Origin of the sequence: uncultured Roseibium sp. (assembly GCF_963675095.2) — a bacterium.
Taxonomy (GTDB): Bacteria; Pseudomonadota; Alphaproteobacteria; order Rhizobiales; family Stappiaceae; genus Roseibium.
This window is the reverse complement of sequence record NZ_CAXXSJ010000025.1, coordinates 22,314-37,725: the sequence shown is the minus strand read 5'-3', so window position 1 is coordinate 37,725 and position 15,412 is coordinate 22,314. Positions and strand designations below refer to the sequence as shown.

The following is a 15,412-nucleotide window of genomic DNA, read 5'->3' as shown; positions in this document are numbered from 1 at the left end:
AACCCAGGTTTGACCTTCAAGCGCTGTCCGGGAAGCACGATGTTCGATATCAGATGGATCAGGGAAAACAGCGAAGCCTTCGACAAGGCTTTGGCACGCCGTGGCTATGAAGCCTCTGCACAAAAGCTGATTGCGCTCGACGAGGCACGCCGTTCCCACATTGCAAGCCTGCAGGAAGCCCAGGAGCGCCGTAACGCCGCCTCCAAGGAAATCGGCAAGGCAAAGGCATCCGGCGATGAGGCTGCCGCCCAGGCGCTGATCGACGAAGTCGCGAAGATCAAGTCCTTCATCCAGGAAGGCGAGGAGGTGGAGCGCCGTCTGATCGCCGATCTGGAAGCCGCCCTGGCGGTTATCCCCAATTTGCCGCTCGATGATGTGCCGGACGGGGAAGATGAGGCCGGTAACGTCGAGTTCAAGAAGTGGGGCGAGAAGCCGTCTTTCGACTTCGAACCGAAAGAACATTTCGAACTGGGCGAAGCACAGGGGGGAATGGACTTTGCCACCGCCGCGAAGCTGTCCGGCTCGCGTTTCGTCCTCCTGAAGGGACAGATCGCGCGGCTTGAGCGGGCCATCGGCCAGTTCATGATGGATGTGCACACGCAGCAGAACGGCTACACGGAAGTGTCGCCGCCGCTTCTGGTGCACGGGTCCGCACTTTACGGCACCGGCCAGCTGCCGAAATTCGAGGAAGATCTGTTCAAGACCGGTGGCGAGCATTACCTGATTCCGACCGCCGAGGTTCCGCTGACCAACATGGTCGCAGGCGAGATCCTGGCCGAGGACGAGCTGCCGCTGCGGGTCACCGCGCTGACCTATTGTTTCCGCTCCGAGGCCGGCTCCGCCGGCCGCGACACCCGCGGCATGCTGCGCCAGCACCAGTTCATGAAATGCGAACTGGTTTCGGTGACCGCCCCCGACCAGTCGATCGAGGAACTGGAACGGATGCTCGCCTGTGCGGAAAAAGTGCTGGAACTGCTCGGCCTGCATTACCGTGTGATGACGCTTTGCACTGGCGACATGGGTTTCGGCTCGCGCAAGACCTACGACATTGAGGTCTGGCTGCCGGGGCAGGACGCCTATCGGGAAATCTCCTCCTGTTCCGTCTGCGGCGACTTCCAGGCCCGGCGCATGAATGCCCGCTACCGGGTGAAGGACAGCAAGCAGATCGGTCACGTACACACGCTGAACGGCTCCGGAGTGGCCGTTGGCCGTGCGCTGATCGCGGTCATGGAAAACTACCAGAACGCGGACGGCTCGGTCACGGTACCGGATGTCCTGCGTCCCTACATGAACGGCCTGGAAAAGATTCGCTAAAGGGCAGCTATGCGTATTCTCATTACCAATGACGACGGCATCCATTCGCCGGGTCTCGCCGCGCTTGAACGCATCGCGCTCACCCTGTCCGACGATGTCTGGGTGGTGGCGCCGGAGACCGACCAGAGTGGCGTGGCCCACTCGCTGACCTTGAGCGAGCCTCTGCGCCTGCGCCAGATCGACGACAGGCACTATGCGCTCAAGGGCACGCCGACCGATTGTGTCATCATGGGCGTGCGCAAGGTTCTGCCCGGCCTGCCGGACCTCGTACTGTCCGGCATCAACAAGGGGCAGAACCTGGCCGAAGACGTTACCTATTCGGGTACGGTCGCGGGTGCGATGGAAGCGGCGATCTTAGGCGTTCGCTCCATCGCCGTATCGCAGGCCTATAGCTGGGACGTCAGCAGCGAGCCGAATTACATGACCGCGGAAACCCATGCCCCGGACTTGTTCCGAAAGTTGCTCGATTTTCCGCTCGCCCGTTACACGCTGCTCAACGTCAATTTTCCGTCGTTCGGACCGGAGAACGTCAAGGGCGTGAAGGTGACGGTCCAGGGCCACCACGAGCAGAGCGGTCTGGTCATTGACGAGCGCATGGACGGCCGCGGCTATCCTTATTATTGGCTCGGTTTCAGGGACCGCGGCCCCTCCGTCCTCCAGAATTCCGATCTTCAGGCGGTTGCCGACGGTTACATTTCAGTCACGCCGTTGCGGATCGATCTGACGGCTCATGATATGATCGAAAACCTGGCCAGGGAGCTGGGATAGATTCGAAAAAGGAGGCAGGGCGCATCATGACCGATCATCCGGGGGCGATCGTTCCCGAAGATGCGACTGCCGTTTCCAACGATGAGGCGGAGGCCCGCGCCGGGCTGGTTCTTGCCTTGCGCGGCCGCGGCATCGGCGACCGGTCTCTTCTTTCCGCCATCGAACGTCTGCCGCGCCGCCTGTTTCTGTCTGCCCGTTATCACCGGCTGGCCTACGAGGACGCCTCGATACCGATCGAATGCGGGCAGACGGTTTCCGCTCCCTCCTATGTTGCCCGCGTGGTTCAGGCATTGGCCCTGACCCGGGATCACCGGGTTCTGGAGGTGGGAACTGGGTCCGGCTATCAGACGGCCGTGCTTGGGTATCTGGCCGGCGAAGTCGACAGCATCGACCGCTACAAGACCCTGGTGGAGCTGGCGACCCAAAGGGCTGCCGCCCTCAAGCTGCGGAATGTTCGTATCCACCATGCGGATGGACTTCGCGGATTGAAGGAACGGTCCCCGTTTGACCGCATCGTGCTGACCGGTGCCGTTCCCGAAGTGCCGGAAGTCCTGATCAGCCAGCTCGCGCCCGAAGGTATTCTGATCGCAGCCGTCGGCAAGCCGGGCGAACAGCAGATCCTGACGAGGATCCTGCGTGGTGCTGCCGGAGATGAATATCAGGAGATCGACCGGGTTCGCCTTGTATCCTTGATGGAAAGCCGCGCCGACCGCCTGTAAAGCTGCCTGTAAAAGAGCGGTAATGCATGGCATCCGATACCGCGAGGTACCGGAAGAACGCGACACGGCGTGTGAACAATGCAGTACCGGGATCAGTCAATGATCCGTAATCCGGCTGCTCATGTGCGTTTGCTGATTTGTCATCAATTTTAGCAGGCGTCTTAGCTCTTTATAAACCTTACTGGTTTCTACTCTTAACCATAACCTTCATGTCTATCGGTTTGAGTAGAACTATGAAAAAGCGGAAGCGTATCGTCCGCAGTGGCCGGGTTCTCAAGGTCGCTCTCATTTCAGTCGCCGCCGGGGTCCTTGCCGGATGCAGTGCCGACGTCGAACGCTTCGGCGAAGCCCCGATATATACGGGCGGCACAAACAACCAGCGCGCCATTCTGGCTGGCGGGGCGAAGCAGCCGACCTATAAGGATATCGTAAACGGTCCGGGAGGGACCGAACGAGGCCTGCCGCCCACAGCTTCCCAGCCGACCTATACGGGGTCTGTGCCGACGCAGCGCAACGCCGTGGAGCGCGCGAGCCTTCCGTCTTCCGAGCCGCAGATCGTGAGAAGTCAGCGCACCAGCCCGGTGGAAACCGTGCCTGCGCCGGAAGTCGCCTCTTCCGGTGCGGTTCGCTGGAAAAACTGGACTTCTGTCGGAGGAACGCGCGTGACCGTTCGCGAAGGCGATTCGGTCGAAGCCATGTCCCGCCGCTACGGGGTGCCGGTGGAAGCGATCGCAGCCGTCAATGGCATTGAATATCCGGGACAGGTCAAGCCAGGTCAGTCTCTGCTGATCCCGACTTATGTGCATCCGGAAACGGCATCGGGAAATTCGGCGCGACCGGCTCCGCCCCGAAGCAGTCAGCCTGTCTACACCGGCTCGGTCAGCCCGACCGCACCGGTCGCCAGCGGCGCCCCGTCGCCGGATCGCAAGCCGGCTCGCCAGCCGAGTTTTGCCGAAGTCCGCTCCGGCAACACTGCTGATGCCGCGCCTGTCCGCGTTGCTGTTTTACCGAAGCGCAAGCCCGTGACGACGACCGGGTCGGTACGCTCCGCATCGGTTCAGCCTGTTGGCGGGAATGTGCCGGTTCCGCCGGAAATGCCGGCGCAAAGCGGCAATTCCACGACGACGCCCCGGGTCACGGTGATCAGCACCACAAAAGACGATGAGGCGCGGCCGACAGAGCCGATCAAGCCGGCGGAAAAAGTCGCCAGCGTCGAGCAGAGCGATTCGGGCGACGCCGGCGGACAGCTGTTCCGGTGGCCGGTGCGCGGCCGGATCATCTCCGACTTCGGTTCGAAGCCGGGCGGAACCCGCAATGAGGGCGTCAATCTGGCCGTGCCGGAAGGGACGCCGGTCAAGGCAGCCGGAAGCGGAACTGTGATCTATGCCGGCAATGAGCTGAAGGGTTTCGGCAATCTGGTGCTCTTGCGCCATGCGGATGGCTGGGTGTCGGCCTATGCCCACAACAGCAAGCTGAACGTGAAGCGCGGCGACAATGTGTCGAGAGGCGAGGTGATCGCCAATGCCGGGGCAACCGGGTCTGTCTCCCAGCCGCAGGTTCACTTCGAACTGCGCCGAGGCAACAAGCCGGTCGATCCGCTCAAGTATCTGCCGAAAAGCTGAGGCGGAATATTTTTGAAGGCGGCGGGAATAATGCTGCCGCAACGACGTCTATCAAAGGCAGCGGGTGTCAATCCGCTGCCTTTTTCCTGATGTCCGGGCCTTTGAAAAATGAAACCAGATCGTTCCCATCTTGTGGCGGAAATTCCCCACCTCAGGCGATATGCGCGGGCATTGACGCGTAACAGCGAGCGGGCGGATGATCTGGTGCAAGGCTGCCTTGAGCGCGCGCTGCGCGGATTTCATTCCATCCGGCAGGGAAAACGTCTGCGCCCCTGGTTGTTCGCCATTCTGCGCAACCTCCATGTCGACATGATCCGCCATCAGTCGGCGCGGGGCCTGCCTTTGCCGCTGGATGAAAACGACATGACCGCGTCCAAGGGGCCCGGACCTGATGGCCGGTTGGAGGTCAAGGCGGTTCTCGACGAAATCGACCGGTTGCCGCAGGAGCAGCGCGACGCGGTGCTTCTAATCGGTATCGAGGAACTGAATTATGCCGAAGCGGCTGAAGTGCTCGGTATCCCGATTGGTACGCTCATGTCGCGTCTGCACCGCGGACGAACGAGACTGCGCGAAAGCCTGGGGCGAACGGAAGGCAAGCCGGCAATCCGGCGGGTGAAATGACGATGACGGAAAAATCCTCCTATATACCAAGCCGCGACGATCTTCACGCCTATGCGGACGGACTGTTGCCGGACGAACGGATTGCGGAGATGGAGACGTATCTTGCGGCCAATCCGGAAGCCCGCGAGACTGTGGAGGACTACCGTCTCATCAACAGCGTCTTGAAACAAACCTATGATCCGGCTTTCGAGGAACCGATTCCGCCCGCGCAGATTGCGCTCGCCCGTGGCCGCAGGACGCAGTTCGTCGTTCCGATGGCTGCGGCCGTTGCCGGGATGATTCTCGGTGCCGGCCTCACTGTCGGTGTCTTGGGGATGCAAACAGGTGGAGACGACAGCCGGGAGCGTCTGGCGTTCGGCTCGACCGCTGCCTATGACGTCTATGCGCCCGAAAAGCTGCATCCGGTGGAAGTGCGGGCCGACCAGTCCGCGCATCTGTCGACCTGGCTCACCAACCGCCTTGGAATGCCGATCACGATCCCAAGCCTGAAGGACTTGGGTTTCGCGTTTATCGGCGGACGTCTGATCGTGGCCGACGACAGCCCCGCAGCGCTCCTCATGTATGAAAATGCCCAGGGCAGACGGGTTGTTCTTTATGTCCGCAACGATGGGGGCGGAAAGGGCGCCCCGGCAATGCGCTACGAGCGAAGGGCGGACACCGGTGTCGTGACCTGGTCGGATGGAAATGCCGGTTTCGGTCTTGCCGGCGGCTTTACGGAAAAGGAGCTCATGCCGGCGGCCCAGCTTGTCCGCGCCCAATTCGATATTTGAAAAAATACGGTGACCCGGGAATAAACGCTCCCCCGGAACGTACTTCAGGTGTTGCACCTCAAAACAGGGAAGTACAATCCATGTCACTGAAAATCTCTGCCGCTGCGGCGGTCGCCGCACTGTCCGTTCTGTCCGCCGGTCAGGCCTTCGCCGATGCGGGTCTCGCCAAGGCCCATATCGCTGCCATTGCCAAGGGCGATGTTGCCGGGATCGCGGCCGATTACACCGACACGACCGTATTCGAATGGGTCGGCGGCCCGCTCAACGGCGTCTACACGGGCAAGTCCGCCATCGAAGGCGTGTGGACGAAATTCGCCAAGGTTCAGGGTCCGCTGAAGGCCGAGGTCACGGATCTGCGGGAAAACGCCAATCCGAAAGGGACAACCGTCACGGCCGATGTCAAATTCTCGGGCAAGAACACCATCCCGGTCCGCTACGTGATGACGTTCCGGGACAAGAAGCTGGTCGCCGAGATCTGGCAGATCGACCCGAAGCTCGGCAAGTACTGATGTGAAAATGCCGGAGGCTTCCGGGCGACATATGCGCCCCGGAGCCTCCGGACCTTGTCCGATCAGTCCAGCGTCTGGCCGAGGCGACCGGCGAGGTCCTGGATGAACTGGAAGGCGACACGACCGGACCGGCTGCCGCGGGTGGTCGCCCACTCCAGGGCTTCGGCCCGCAGCCGGTCGGCTTCGAGTTTCAGGCCATAATGCGCCACATAGCCGTTCACCATGTCCAGGTAGTCGTCCTGGCTGCATTTGTGGAAGCCGAGCCACAGGCCGAAACGGTCGGAGAGAGAGACCTTTTCCTCAACCGCCTCGGCCGGATTGATGGCTGTGGAGCGCTCGTTCTCGATCATGTCGCGCGGCAGGAGGTGGCGCCGGTTGGACGTGGCGTAGAAGATCACATTGTCCGGACGTCCCTCGATCCCGCCTTCCAGCACGGCCTTCAGCGACTTGTAGGACGTATCGTCCTGGTCGAAGCTCAGATCGTCGCAGAAGATGATGAAACGGTAGGGCGTGTCGCGCACCATCTTCATCAGAAGCGGCAGGCTCTCGATGTCTTCGCGGTGAATTTCCACCAGTTTCAGGATGCTTGTGCCCAGTTCCTTGTTGATGGCGGCCTGGGCGGCTTTGACCAGCGACGACTTGCCCATGCCGCGCGCGCCCCACAAAAGCGCATTGTTGGCGGGCAGGCCGTTGGCGAAGCGCCTCGTGTTGTCCAAGAGAAGGTCCCGCAGGCGGGAGACGGCGCAAAGCAGGGTGATGTCGACCCGATTCACCTTCGCCACGGGAACGAGCTCACCCGGATGGGGGGACCAGACAAAAGCCTCGGCAGCGTCGAAATCGGGCGGGCAGGGCTGTGCCGGGACGGCCCGTTCAATCAGGCCGATCAGGGTATCGAGTTTTTCGTTCAAGCGTGATAGGTCGCTTCCGTCAGACATCTGGTCTTGTAACCCTTTGCAATGGGGACCATTTCAGGCCCTGTGTGACAGTGGCAAAGGACTATCATGGCTGGCGGTAACCGAAAACGCCGGATATTCCGGTTTCGGTACGCCTGATACCGGTTCAATCCCTTGAAAACCGGAGCGCCGTCGTTATAGTCCGCGCCACTGGAATTGAGGCTTTCTTGCCGGAAACCGTTCAAGCGGATCCGGAAGCCAGAGCCGCCCTTAGGAGAGTTTAATGTTCATCACCCCAGCCTATGCGCAGACCGGATCTCCCATGAGCCCGGACTTTCTCATGTCTCTGCTGCCTTTCGTGCTGATCTTCGCGATCATGTATTTCCTGATCATCCGCCCGCAGCGCCAACGCATGAAGCAGCATCAGGACATGGTGGCAAACCTTCGCCGGGGCGACACGGTCGTTACGTCCGGCGGCCTGATCGGCAAGGTTGCCAAGGTCGTTGACGATAACGAACTGCAGGTCGAACTGGGCGAAGGCGTGAAGGTGCGCATCGTCCGCTCGATGGTTCAGGAAGTACGTTCCAAGTCGGAGCCGGCGAAAGACGGCGCCTGAGGCTCCGTTATTTCGTTTACCGTCTCCCTTAGCCCGGCCGGCGATGCGCGGCCGGGTCGCCCGGATAGGGCCTTTGAACAGGCCCCAGCTTAGGCTCAAGTCATGCTTTACTTCGCTCGCTGGAAGATCGCGCTGATTGCTCTTGTGATCGCCCTAGGCGCCATTACGACGCTGCCGAACTTCTTTTCTGCCAAGACACTGCAGAGCTGGCCCGATATTCTACCGACGAACAAGATGGTTCTCGGCCTCGATCTTCAAGGCGGTGCCTATCTTCTCTACGAGATAGACAAGCAGGACTATATGCAGAAGCGGCTGAAGACGCTGGTCGGCGAGATTCGCACGGCGCTTCGCGAGCAGCCGCGTATCGGTTACACCGGCCTGGGCGTTCAGGGTGAAGGTGCTCAGGTTCGCATCCGCGACCTGACCAAGCTCGACGAGGCGCGCGAGCGGCTTGATGGCTTGCGGAATCCCTTGGTGAATTCCCTGTTCGGCGGCCAGCAGGTCTATGAATTCGCACTCTCCGTGTCCGACGACGGTCTCGCCCGTTTCACCTACACGGAAGAGGGCCTGGCCGATCGGATGCAGTCCATCGTCGAGCAATCGATCGAAGTGATCCGACGCCGCGTCGACGAACTTGGAACGACGGAACCCAACATCCAGCGCCAGGGATCGGACCGAATCCTGGTTGAGGCGCCGGGCGAAAGCGATCCCCAGCGGCTGAAAGACCTGATCGGTCAGACGGCACAGCTGACCTTCCACATGGTCGACACCACCATGACGGCCCAGCAGGCGCTGCAGGATCGGCCGCCGGTCGGTACGATCATCCTGAATTCGATCGACGATCCGCCAATTCCCTATCTGCTTGAGGAAAATGCACTGTTGGGCGGTGACGATCTCGTCGATGCGCAGGTCAGCTTCGACCAGCGCACCAACGAGCCGGTGGTCAACTTCCGTTTCAATACGGCCGGGGCACGCAAGTTCTCGGTCGTCACCCAGCAGAACGTCGGCAAACCCTTCGCCATCGTTCTCGATGAAGACGTGATTTCCGCACCGGTTATCCGCGAACCGATTACCGGCGGATCGGGGCAGATTTCCGGTAACTTCACCGTCGAAGGCGCCAACGATCTGGCGGTTCTCCTCCGTGCCGGTGCTCTGCCCGCGAAACTGACTGTGATCGAGGAGCGTTCCATCGGGCCGGGACTTGGTGCCGATTCCATCGAAGCGGGCAAGCTCGCCTCGCTGATTGCAGCTGCGGCGGTGGTCATCTTCATGGTTCTTGCCTATGGCCGCTTCGGCGTGATCGCGGATATCGCTCTTGCGGCGAACATCATCCTGATCTTCGGCGCCCTGACCCTACTGCAGGCAACCCTGACACTGCCCGGTATCGCGGGGATCGTGCTCACCATCGGTATGGCGGTGGATGCCAACGTGCTGATCTTCGAGCGTATTCGCGAGGAGGCTAGGGCAGGACGCTCCGCCATCTCGGCGATCGATGCCGGTTACAAGCGGGCATTGGGAACCATCATGGATGCCAACATCACGACCCTGATTGCGGCCCTGATCCTGTTTCAGCTCGGCTCCGGCCCGGTCAAGGGCTTCGCGGTGACGCTTGCCATTGGTATCTTCACAACGGTGTTTTCCGCCTTCACCTTCAGCCGCTTGCTCGTCTCCCTCTGGGTGCGGACGCGCCGGCCGTCGAAACTGCCGATCTGATCCGGGAGAAGAAAAATGGCACTGCTCAGACTTGTTCCGGACAACACCAAGTTGCGCTTCATGTGGCTGCGGAAATTCAGTTTTCCGCTGTCGATCCTGGCCGCGATCGCGTCGATTACGTTGTTCTTCACCGTTGGCCTGAATTACGGCATCGATTTCAAGGGTGGCACGGTCATCGAAATCAAGACCGAAGGTCCCGCCGATATCGCGTCCATCCGGTCCGAACTCGGCAACCTGAACTTGGGTGACGTTCAGGTGCAGCAGTTCGGCGCCGATGACGAGGTCCTCATCCGGATTGAGGAACAGTCCGGTGGCGAACTGGCCCAGCAGTCGGTTGTCGCGAATATCAAGGCCGCCTTTGAAGATCAGAATGTGGAATTCCGCCGTACCGAAGTGGTCGGCCCGCGCGTGTCCGGCGAATTGGCGCGTGCAGGCATCATGGCGGTCGGCGCGGCTCTGCTCGCCATCCTGGTCTACATCTGGTTCCGTTTCGAATGGCAGTTCGCCATCGGCGCGATTCTGACAACGGCAAACGACGTTCTGGTCACCGTCGGCCTTTTCGTGATCCTGCAGCTCGATTTCTCGCTGTCCAGTATCGCGGCGGTGCTGACCATTATCGGTTATTCGCTGAACGATACGGTGGTGGTTTACGACCGCATCCGCGAAAACCTGCGGCGTTACAAGAAAATTCCGCTGACCGACTTGCTGGACCGGTCGATCAACGAAACCCTGTCACGAACGACACTTACATCGTTCACAACCTTGCTGGCGCTGTTCGCGCTCTGGGCCTTCGGTGGTGAGGTCATCCGGTCGTTCACGCTCGCCATGATCTTCGGTATCGTGATCGGTACCTACTCGTCGATCTTCCTGGCGGCACCCTTCCTGATCCTGTTCAACCTGCGCGGCGACGGCAAGACGCCGGGCGGCGAGGACGCAGAAGAGCCGGATGTCGACGCGGAAGCGGCCGCCTGACGGCATGGACATCCGGGATGCGCATTTTCCGGGACGGGCCCCGCTGGACGCCTATGGCGACGGCGGGTTCCGTTTCGCAAATATGTCCCATCGCGGATCTCTGCTGTGCGTGCCGAGCGGGATCTACGGCTGGAACCTGACTGATACCTCAGAATTCACTGCAGCCGCTTTCGAGCGGGTGTTCGAGGAGCAGGAGGACATCGAGGTTCTCCTGGTCGGGACCGGGAAAGAGCTGCGGCCTTTGCCGGCCCAACTGAAGGAAGCCTTCCGCGAGGCCGGCATTCTGGCGGATCCCATGTCGACAGGGGCGGCGGTCAGAACCTTCAACGTGCTTTTGTCCGAGGACCGTGCGGTTGCCGCAGCCCTTCTGGCGGTGGACTAAAGCCGATGCCGGATCATATCTCTCCACATGAACTCTGATTTCGATCACGCGCGCGATCTGGTTTATGAAGCCGATCGGGACCGCTACCTGACCGCATTGTTCGCGGCGGCCGAGGATCGGCCGGGTCTTCTTGCGCTTTACGCCTTCAACGCCGAAATCGCCCGGGTCCGCGATATGGTCAGCGACCCGCTTCCGGGCGAGGTTCGGCTGCAGTGGTGGCGTGATTATCTGGAAGGCGTTGAGCATGGAACCGCTTCGGCAAACCCCGTTGCAGCTGCTTTGGGCGAGACGGTTGAAAAATACCGGTTGCCGAAGGAACCGCTGATCGCGATGACCGAAGCGCGGATTTTCGATCTCTACGACGATCCGATGCCCAGCCTGAATGATCTGGAGGGCTACGCGGGAGAAACCTCGTCTGCGCTGATCCAGCTCGGCAGTCTGGTTCTGAACCGGGGAGAGGATGCGGGTACTGCAACGATTGCCGGTCATGCGGGTGTCGCCTATGCACTGGCCGGTCTGATACGCTCCCTGCCATGGCATGCGGCGCGGGGGCAGATGTATCTGCCGAAGGATCTGCTGGAGCGCCATGGCGTCGATCCGCAGACCGTCTTCAACGGTCAAACGACGGACCCGCTACGCGCGGCACTGGCGGAATTGCGCTCTCACGTACGTCATCATTTGGATCGGGTTCGGCAGCATGTCTCGGACATTCCGCCTCATGTCGCTCCGGCGTTTCTGCCGGTCGCGCTGGTCGAGCCCTTTTTGAAGCGGATGGAAAAGCCGGGGTACGATCCGCTGCGCGAACCGGTGCGCATGTCCCAACTCCGCCGGCAGTGGATCCTGTGGCGCGCTGCGCGGAAATCCGGCGCCGTCCTGTCCGCCTGACAGGAATTCCCGCGACGTCCCGCGTGCGTAACCCAATATTCAGCCTTCCTTGATAATAATGACCACGGTTTTTGAGTAGGGGAAAGTGGGCATTCTTGCCCGCCGGGGTTTGGTAGCTGATGGCTGTTTTACGGATTCATGGCGAAGCTGTTGTTCGCGCCTTTCGCTTGTTTTGTGGGGTTGTAGGGTTGTCGATCGCCGTCTGGGCAGGGGGGGCGGACAGCTTTGCCCAGACGGCAACCGGGGTGAAGCCGGATCCCGATCTGGCGGCCATGAGAGCGATCAGGAAGGTCTCTGAACCTGCCGTTAATAGGGCCGCTTTCGACATCAAAACCTACCTGCGAGAAAATCCTCTCGCTCCGCCGGACACCAGCAGTCCGCGCGCGGCGCTTGAAAGCTATCTCATGCTCATGGAGGAGGCGGAGACCATCTGGCGTAATGTCCGCTCCGAATTCCAGGAAAGTTCGAACAGGTTTCTGACCCCAGAGCAGGAACACAGGCTCGCCTTCGTCAGGGCGATGTTCGACAAGGCAGCCGGAATCTTCGATCTGAGCGACATCCCGGATACGGCGCGCAAGAGCGCGAGCCTGGAGACAGTCCTGCAGTTTCAGGAGATCCTCGACCGGATCTACCTTCCGGCGTTGGAGGACGTGCCAGGTGCGCCGGCGGGATCTTTCCTGAATTCCAAGGCGATTGGCGAGTTGCCGGAACGTTGGAAGCTTCCCGGGACGGATATCGTCTTTGAGAGAACGGAAATGCCGGGCAACGGCAGCCGTTTTTTGATCACCAAGTCTTCGGTAGACGGGATTCCAGAGGATTACGAGCTGATCAAGTCGTTTCCCTCCCGCCAGGACAGGGGCGATGATCTCTATGCCTATTACATCTACACACCCGGAAATCTCGTTGCGCCGAAGTGGTACAACCTGATCCGCTCCGGCCCTGAATGGCTTGGCAATCAGGTTCTGTCCCAGGCCTATTGGCAGTGGATTGCGCTGGTGCTTCTTTCCGCTCTCACGTTGGCGGTCCCGGTCCTGTACCATCGGTGGAGCCGTTGGCGGCCCGTTCCTCTTTCGGATACCAGACGCAAGTTGCGCGGTCTGCAGATACCGTCGATCGTGATCCTGTCGGTGCTCGCATACCGGTACCTGATCGAGGAACAGATCAACATCACTGGCGAGGTCATGATCGCCACGGGAACCATCTCCACCGCGATAGTCTGGACGGCGACGGGGTGGCTTGCCTATCGGATCGTCGAACTCATCTCCGCGTGGGTCATCAAGAACCCGTCCGTTCCGACCAGAAGCCTCGACTCCAGCCTGCTCGTTACGGCCTTCCGTTTGGTCGGCGTGGCCGTTGCAGTGCTGGTCATCGGCTACGGCGCGACCCAGATCGGCATTCCGGTCTATGGCGTCATCGCCGGTCTCGGTGTCGGCGGTCTGGCAGTTGCCCTTGCCGCACAGCCCACGCTTGAAAACCTCATCGGCGGGATCATCCTTTATGCGGACCGGATGGTTCGCGTCGGAGAATTCTGCGAATTCGACGATCTTTCCGGAACGATCGAGGCGATCGGCATTCGCTCCACGCGGATCCGGGCACTCGACCGCACTGTGATCACCGTTGCGAACGCGGACCTCGCGAAGCGCAAGATCATCAATTACAGCCGACGGGACCAGTTCCATCTGAAACATCGGATCAACCTGCGCTACGAGACCAGCGAAGCCCAGTTGAACCAGGTGATCGACGGGATCCGTTCATTCCTGGAAACCCATGAGTTGGTCGCCGAGGAACCGCTTCGTGTCCGCTTGATGGAGCTTGGTGCCTTCTCTCTCGATATCGAGATCTATGCCTATATCCAGACTTCGGCGCGCGATACCTTCCTGGAAGTCCAGCAGGATATCCTGATGAAGATCATGGAAATCGTCCACGACAGCGGTACGGACTTCGCGTTCCCATCCTCCACCACCTACCTGGCGCAGGACAGCGGTCTTCCCGCGGTTGGACGGGAATGGCGCGAGGAGCGCAAGCCTGCCGACTTGGCTTCGGACAGTGAACGGAAGGCCGGTTAACGTTCCAGTGCGACGAACCAGGTTTCGAAATCCGCCTTGGCGCGCTGGGTCATGGCGGATTTCTTCGCCTTGGTCTTCTCCTTGCCCTTCAGGCGTTTGCCGTCAGGGCCGGTCTTCGGTGCTTCCACCGGCGGAAACAGGCCGAAGTTGACGTTCATCGGCTGGAAGGAGCGGGGCCCTTCGTCGTCCCGGGCGATATGGCCGCCGGTGATATGACCGATGAGAGCGCCCATCGCGGTGGTTTCCGGCGGTATCGTGATCGGGCGGCCGAGACGTTCCAGGGCGGCAAAGATCCCGGTCATGCAGCCGACGCTTGCCGATTCCACATAGCCCTCGCAGCCGGTGATCTGGCCGGCGAAGCGCAGGCGCGGATCTGCCTTGAGCCGGAGCGTGCCGTCGAGCACCCGTGGGGAATTCAGGAACGTGTTGCGGTGCAGGCCGCCGAGGCGTGCGAACTGGGCATTCTCTAGCCCGGGAATCATCCTGAAAATCTCGGCCTGGGAGCCGTATTTCAGTTTGGTCTGAAATCCTACCATGTTGTAGAGCGTGCCAAGCGCGTTGTCCTGACGCAGCTGCACCACCGCATAGGCCTTCATGTCCGGATTATGCGCATTCGTCAGCCCCATCGGTTTCATGGGGCCGTGGCGCAGCGTTTCCCGTCCGCGGGCGGCCATGATCTCGATCGGCAGGCAGCCGTCGAAATAGGGGGTGTTTTCCTCCCATTCCTTGAAATCGGTCTTTTCGCCAGCCAGCAGCGCGTCGATAAAGGCCTCGTACTGATCCTTGTCCATGGGACAGTTGAGGTAGTCCTTGCCTGTTCCGCCGGGCCCGACCTTGTCGTAGCGTGACTGGAACCAGGCTTTCGACAGGTCGACGCTGTCGAAATGGACGATCGGCGCAATGGCATCGAAAAATGCCAGCGCATCTTCCCCACTCTTTTCCAGGACTGCTTGCGACAGGGCCGGGGAGGTCAGAGGTCCGGTCGCCACGATAACGCTGTCCCAGTCGGCCGGCGGTAGCCCTGCGATTTCCCCGCGCTCGATGGTGACCAGAGGATGGTCTTCAAGAGCCTTGGTGACCGCATCGGAAAACCCGTCCCGGTCGACGGCAAGCGCGCTGCCGGCGGGCACCTGATGGGCATCGCCGCAGCGCATGATCAGCGACCCGGCATGGCGCAGTTCATGATGCAGCAGGCCGACCGCGTTTTGCTCACTGTCATCTGAGCGGAACGAGTTGGAGCACACGAGCTCCGCAAGTCCGTCTGTCTTGTGGGCATCCGTCCCGCGCACCGGGCGCATCTCGTGCAAGACAACTGGTATGCCGCGTTCGGCGATCTGCCAGGCGGCTTCGGAACCTGCTAGGCCGCCGCCGATCACATGGATGGGGGTCATCCTGTCTAACCTTCAAAGAGTTCTGGGTGGTGCGGCTGCCGCCTCCTGGCCGGCATGCCTTCGGCACGGGCGCCATCTGGGAGGAACTGCGTTTTCAACATTCCTTCCCTTTACAGGCAGAGACAAATTCAAGCAATGGTCGGATCTGGATTGACGTTAAGGAACGGCGTT

The 15,412-nt window shown here is 60.8% G+C and carries 15 protein-coding genes; 13 read left to right on the top strand and 2 right to left on the bottom strand.

All coding sequences use genetic code 11. The features are described from left to right. Positions 1-39: 39 nt before the first annotated feature. From serS to ABIN98_RS08460, 7 genes are all read left to right on the top strand, one after another. Positions 40-1,314: a serine--tRNA ligase gene (gene serS, locus ABIN98_RS08490; RefSeq protein WP_346909132.1), complete on the top strand. Its 1,275-nt coding sequence runs from the start codon at positions 40-42 to the stop codon at positions 1,312-1,314. Between the two features lie 9 nt (positions 1,315-1,323). Beyond that, positions 1,324-2,082, top strand: a complete 759-nt coding sequence (gene surE, locus ABIN98_RS08485; RefSeq protein WP_346909131.1) for a 5'/3'-nucleotidase SurE — start codon at positions 1,324-1,326, stop codon at positions 2,080-2,082. A 26-nt stretch (positions 2,083-2,108) separates the two neighbouring features. Then, positions 2,109-2,801, top strand: a complete 693-nt coding sequence (locus ABIN98_RS08480; protein WP_346909129.1) for a protein-L-isoaspartate(D-aspartate) O-methyltransferase — start codon at positions 2,109-2,111, stop codon at positions 2,799-2,801. A gap of 233 nt (positions 2,802-3,034) precedes the next feature. After that, complete coding sequence (locus ABIN98_RS08475) at positions 3,035-4,423, top strand: peptidoglycan DD-metalloendopeptidase family protein (RefSeq protein ID WP_346909127.1); 1,389 nt, start codon at positions 3,035-3,037, stop codon at positions 4,421-4,423. A 108-nt stretch (positions 4,424-4,531) separates the two neighbouring features. Beyond that, positions 4,532-5,044 carry a sigma-70 family RNA polymerase sigma factor gene (locus ABIN98_RS08470; RefSeq protein WP_346909125.1) on the top strand — a complete coding sequence of 171 codons (513 nt, stop codon included), beginning with the start codon at positions 4,532-4,534 and terminating at the stop codon, positions 5,042-5,044. Continuing rightward, complete coding sequence (locus ABIN98_RS08465) at positions 5,041-5,814, top strand: anti-sigma factor (RefSeq protein ID WP_346909123.1); 774 nt, start codon at positions 5,041-5,043, stop codon at positions 5,812-5,814. The genes ABIN98_RS08470 and ABIN98_RS08465 overlap by 4 nt, the downstream gene beginning before the upstream one ends. 80 nt (positions 5,815-5,894) lie before the next feature. Beyond that, positions 5,895-6,323: a nuclear transport factor 2 family protein gene (locus ABIN98_RS08460; protein ID WP_346909121.1), complete on the top strand. Its 429-nt coding sequence runs from the start codon at positions 5,895-5,897 to the stop codon at positions 6,321-6,323. Between the two features lie 62 nt (positions 6,324-6,385). Here the strand turns inward: ABIN98_RS08460 and ABIN98_RS08455 are convergent, their stop codons facing one another. After that, positions 6,386-7,258 (bottom strand): ATP-binding protein, encoded by an 873-nt coding sequence (locus tag ABIN98_RS08455; protein ID WP_346909119.1) that lies wholly within the window; start codon positions 7,256-7,258, stop codon positions 6,386-6,388. 241 nt (positions 7,259-7,499) lie between these two features. Between ABIN98_RS08455 and yajC the strand changes: the two genes are divergently transcribed. From yajC to ABIN98_RS08425, 6 genes are all read left to right on the top strand, one after another. Continuing rightward, positions 7,500-7,832, top strand: coding sequence for a preprotein translocase subunit YajC (gene yajC, locus ABIN98_RS08450; RefSeq protein ID WP_346897460.1), 333 nt, complete (start codon positions 7,500-7,502; stop codon positions 7,830-7,832). Positions 7,833-7,934: 102 nt separating this feature from the next. Then, positions 7,935-9,545, top strand: coding sequence for a protein translocase subunit SecD (gene secD, locus ABIN98_RS08445; RefSeq protein ID WP_346909117.1), 1,611 nt, complete (start codon positions 7,935-7,937; stop codon positions 9,543-9,545). Positions 9,546-9,560: 15 nt separating this feature from the next. Further along, positions 9,561-10,517 (top strand): protein translocase subunit SecF, encoded by a 957-nt coding sequence (gene secF, locus ABIN98_RS08440; protein WP_346909115.1) that lies wholly within the window; start codon positions 9,561-9,563, stop codon positions 10,515-10,517. Beyond that, positions 10,492-10,899: an Mth938-like domain-containing protein gene (locus tag ABIN98_RS08435; RefSeq protein WP_346909113.1), complete on the top strand. Its 408-nt coding sequence runs from the start codon at positions 10,492-10,494 to the stop codon at positions 10,897-10,899. Before secF ends, ABIN98_RS08435 begins: the two co-directional genes overlap by 26 nt. A 27-nt stretch (positions 10,900-10,926) precedes the next feature. Beyond that, positions 10,927-11,784 carry a phytoene/squalene synthase family protein gene (locus ABIN98_RS08430; RefSeq protein ID WP_346909112.1) on the top strand — a complete coding sequence of 286 codons (858 nt, stop codon included), beginning with the start codon at positions 10,927-10,929 and terminating at the stop codon, positions 11,782-11,784. Positions 11,785-11,972: 188 nt separating this feature from the next. Next, complete coding sequence (locus tag ABIN98_RS08425; protein WP_346909110.1) at positions 11,973-13,850, top strand: mechanosensitive ion channel family protein; 1,878 nt, start codon at positions 11,973-11,975, stop codon at positions 13,848-13,850. Here the strand turns inward: ABIN98_RS08425 and trmFO are convergent. After that, entirely contained in the window at positions 13,847-15,241 is a 1,395-nt protein-coding gene (gene trmFO, locus ABIN98_RS08420; protein WP_346909109.1) for a methylenetetrahydrofolate--tRNA-(uracil(54)-C(5))-methyltransferase (FADH(2)-oxidizing) TrmFO, read from the bottom strand. The two genes, ABIN98_RS08425 and trmFO, sit on opposite strands and share 4 nt — an antisense overlap. Positions 15,242-15,412: the final 171 nt, after the last annotated feature.

Bases quoted from the DNA above. Each gene is read 5' to 3' on its own strand.
- serS (WP_346909132.1), top strand. From the start codon at position 40: ATGTTCGATATCAGATGGATCAGGGAAAACAGCGAAGCCTTCGACAAG.
- surE (WP_346909131.1), top strand. From the start codon at position 1,324: ATGCGTATTCTCATTACCAATGACGACGGCATCCATTCGCCGGGTCTC.
- ABIN98_RS08480 (WP_346909129.1), top strand. From the start codon at position 2,109: ATGACCGATCATCCGGGGGCGATCGTTCCCGAAGATGCGACTGCCGTT.
- ABIN98_RS08475 (WP_346909127.1), top strand. From the start codon at position 3,035: ATGAAAAAGCGGAAGCGTATCGTCCGCAGTGGCCGGGTTCTCAAGGTC.
- ABIN98_RS08470 (WP_346909125.1), top strand. From the start codon at position 4,532: ATGAAACCAGATCGTTCCCATCTTGTGGCGGAAATTCCCCACCTCAGG.
- ABIN98_RS08465 (WP_346909123.1), top strand. From the start codon at position 5,041: ATGACGATGACGGAAAAATCCTCCTATATACCAAGCCGCGACGATCTT.
- ABIN98_RS08460 (WP_346909121.1), top strand. From the start codon at position 5,895: ATGTCACTGAAAATCTCTGCCGCTGCGGCGGTCGCCGCACTGTCCGTT.
- ABIN98_RS08455 (WP_346909119.1), bottom strand. From the start codon at position 7,258: ATGTCTGACGGAAGCGACCTATCACGCTTGAACGAAAAACTCGATACC.
- yajC (WP_346897460.1), top strand. From the start codon at position 7,500: ATGTTCATCACCCCAGCCTATGCGCAGACCGGATCTCCCATGAGCCCG.
- secD (WP_346909117.1), top strand. From the start codon at position 7,935: ATGCTTTACTTCGCTCGCTGGAAGATCGCGCTGATTGCTCTTGTGATC.
- secF (WP_346909115.1), top strand. From the start codon at position 9,561: ATGGCACTGCTCAGACTTGTTCCGGACAACACCAAGTTGCGCTTCATG.
- ABIN98_RS08435 (WP_346909113.1), top strand. From the start codon at position 10,492: ATGTCGACGCGGAAGCGGCCGCCTGACGGCATGGACATCCGGGATGCG.
- ABIN98_RS08430 (WP_346909112.1), top strand. From the start codon at position 10,927: ATGAACTCTGATTTCGATCACGCGCGCGATCTGGTTTATGAAGCCGAT.
- trmFO (WP_346909109.1), bottom strand. From the start codon at position 15,241: ATGACCCCCATCCATGTGATCGGCGGCGGCCTAGCAGGTTCCGAAGCC.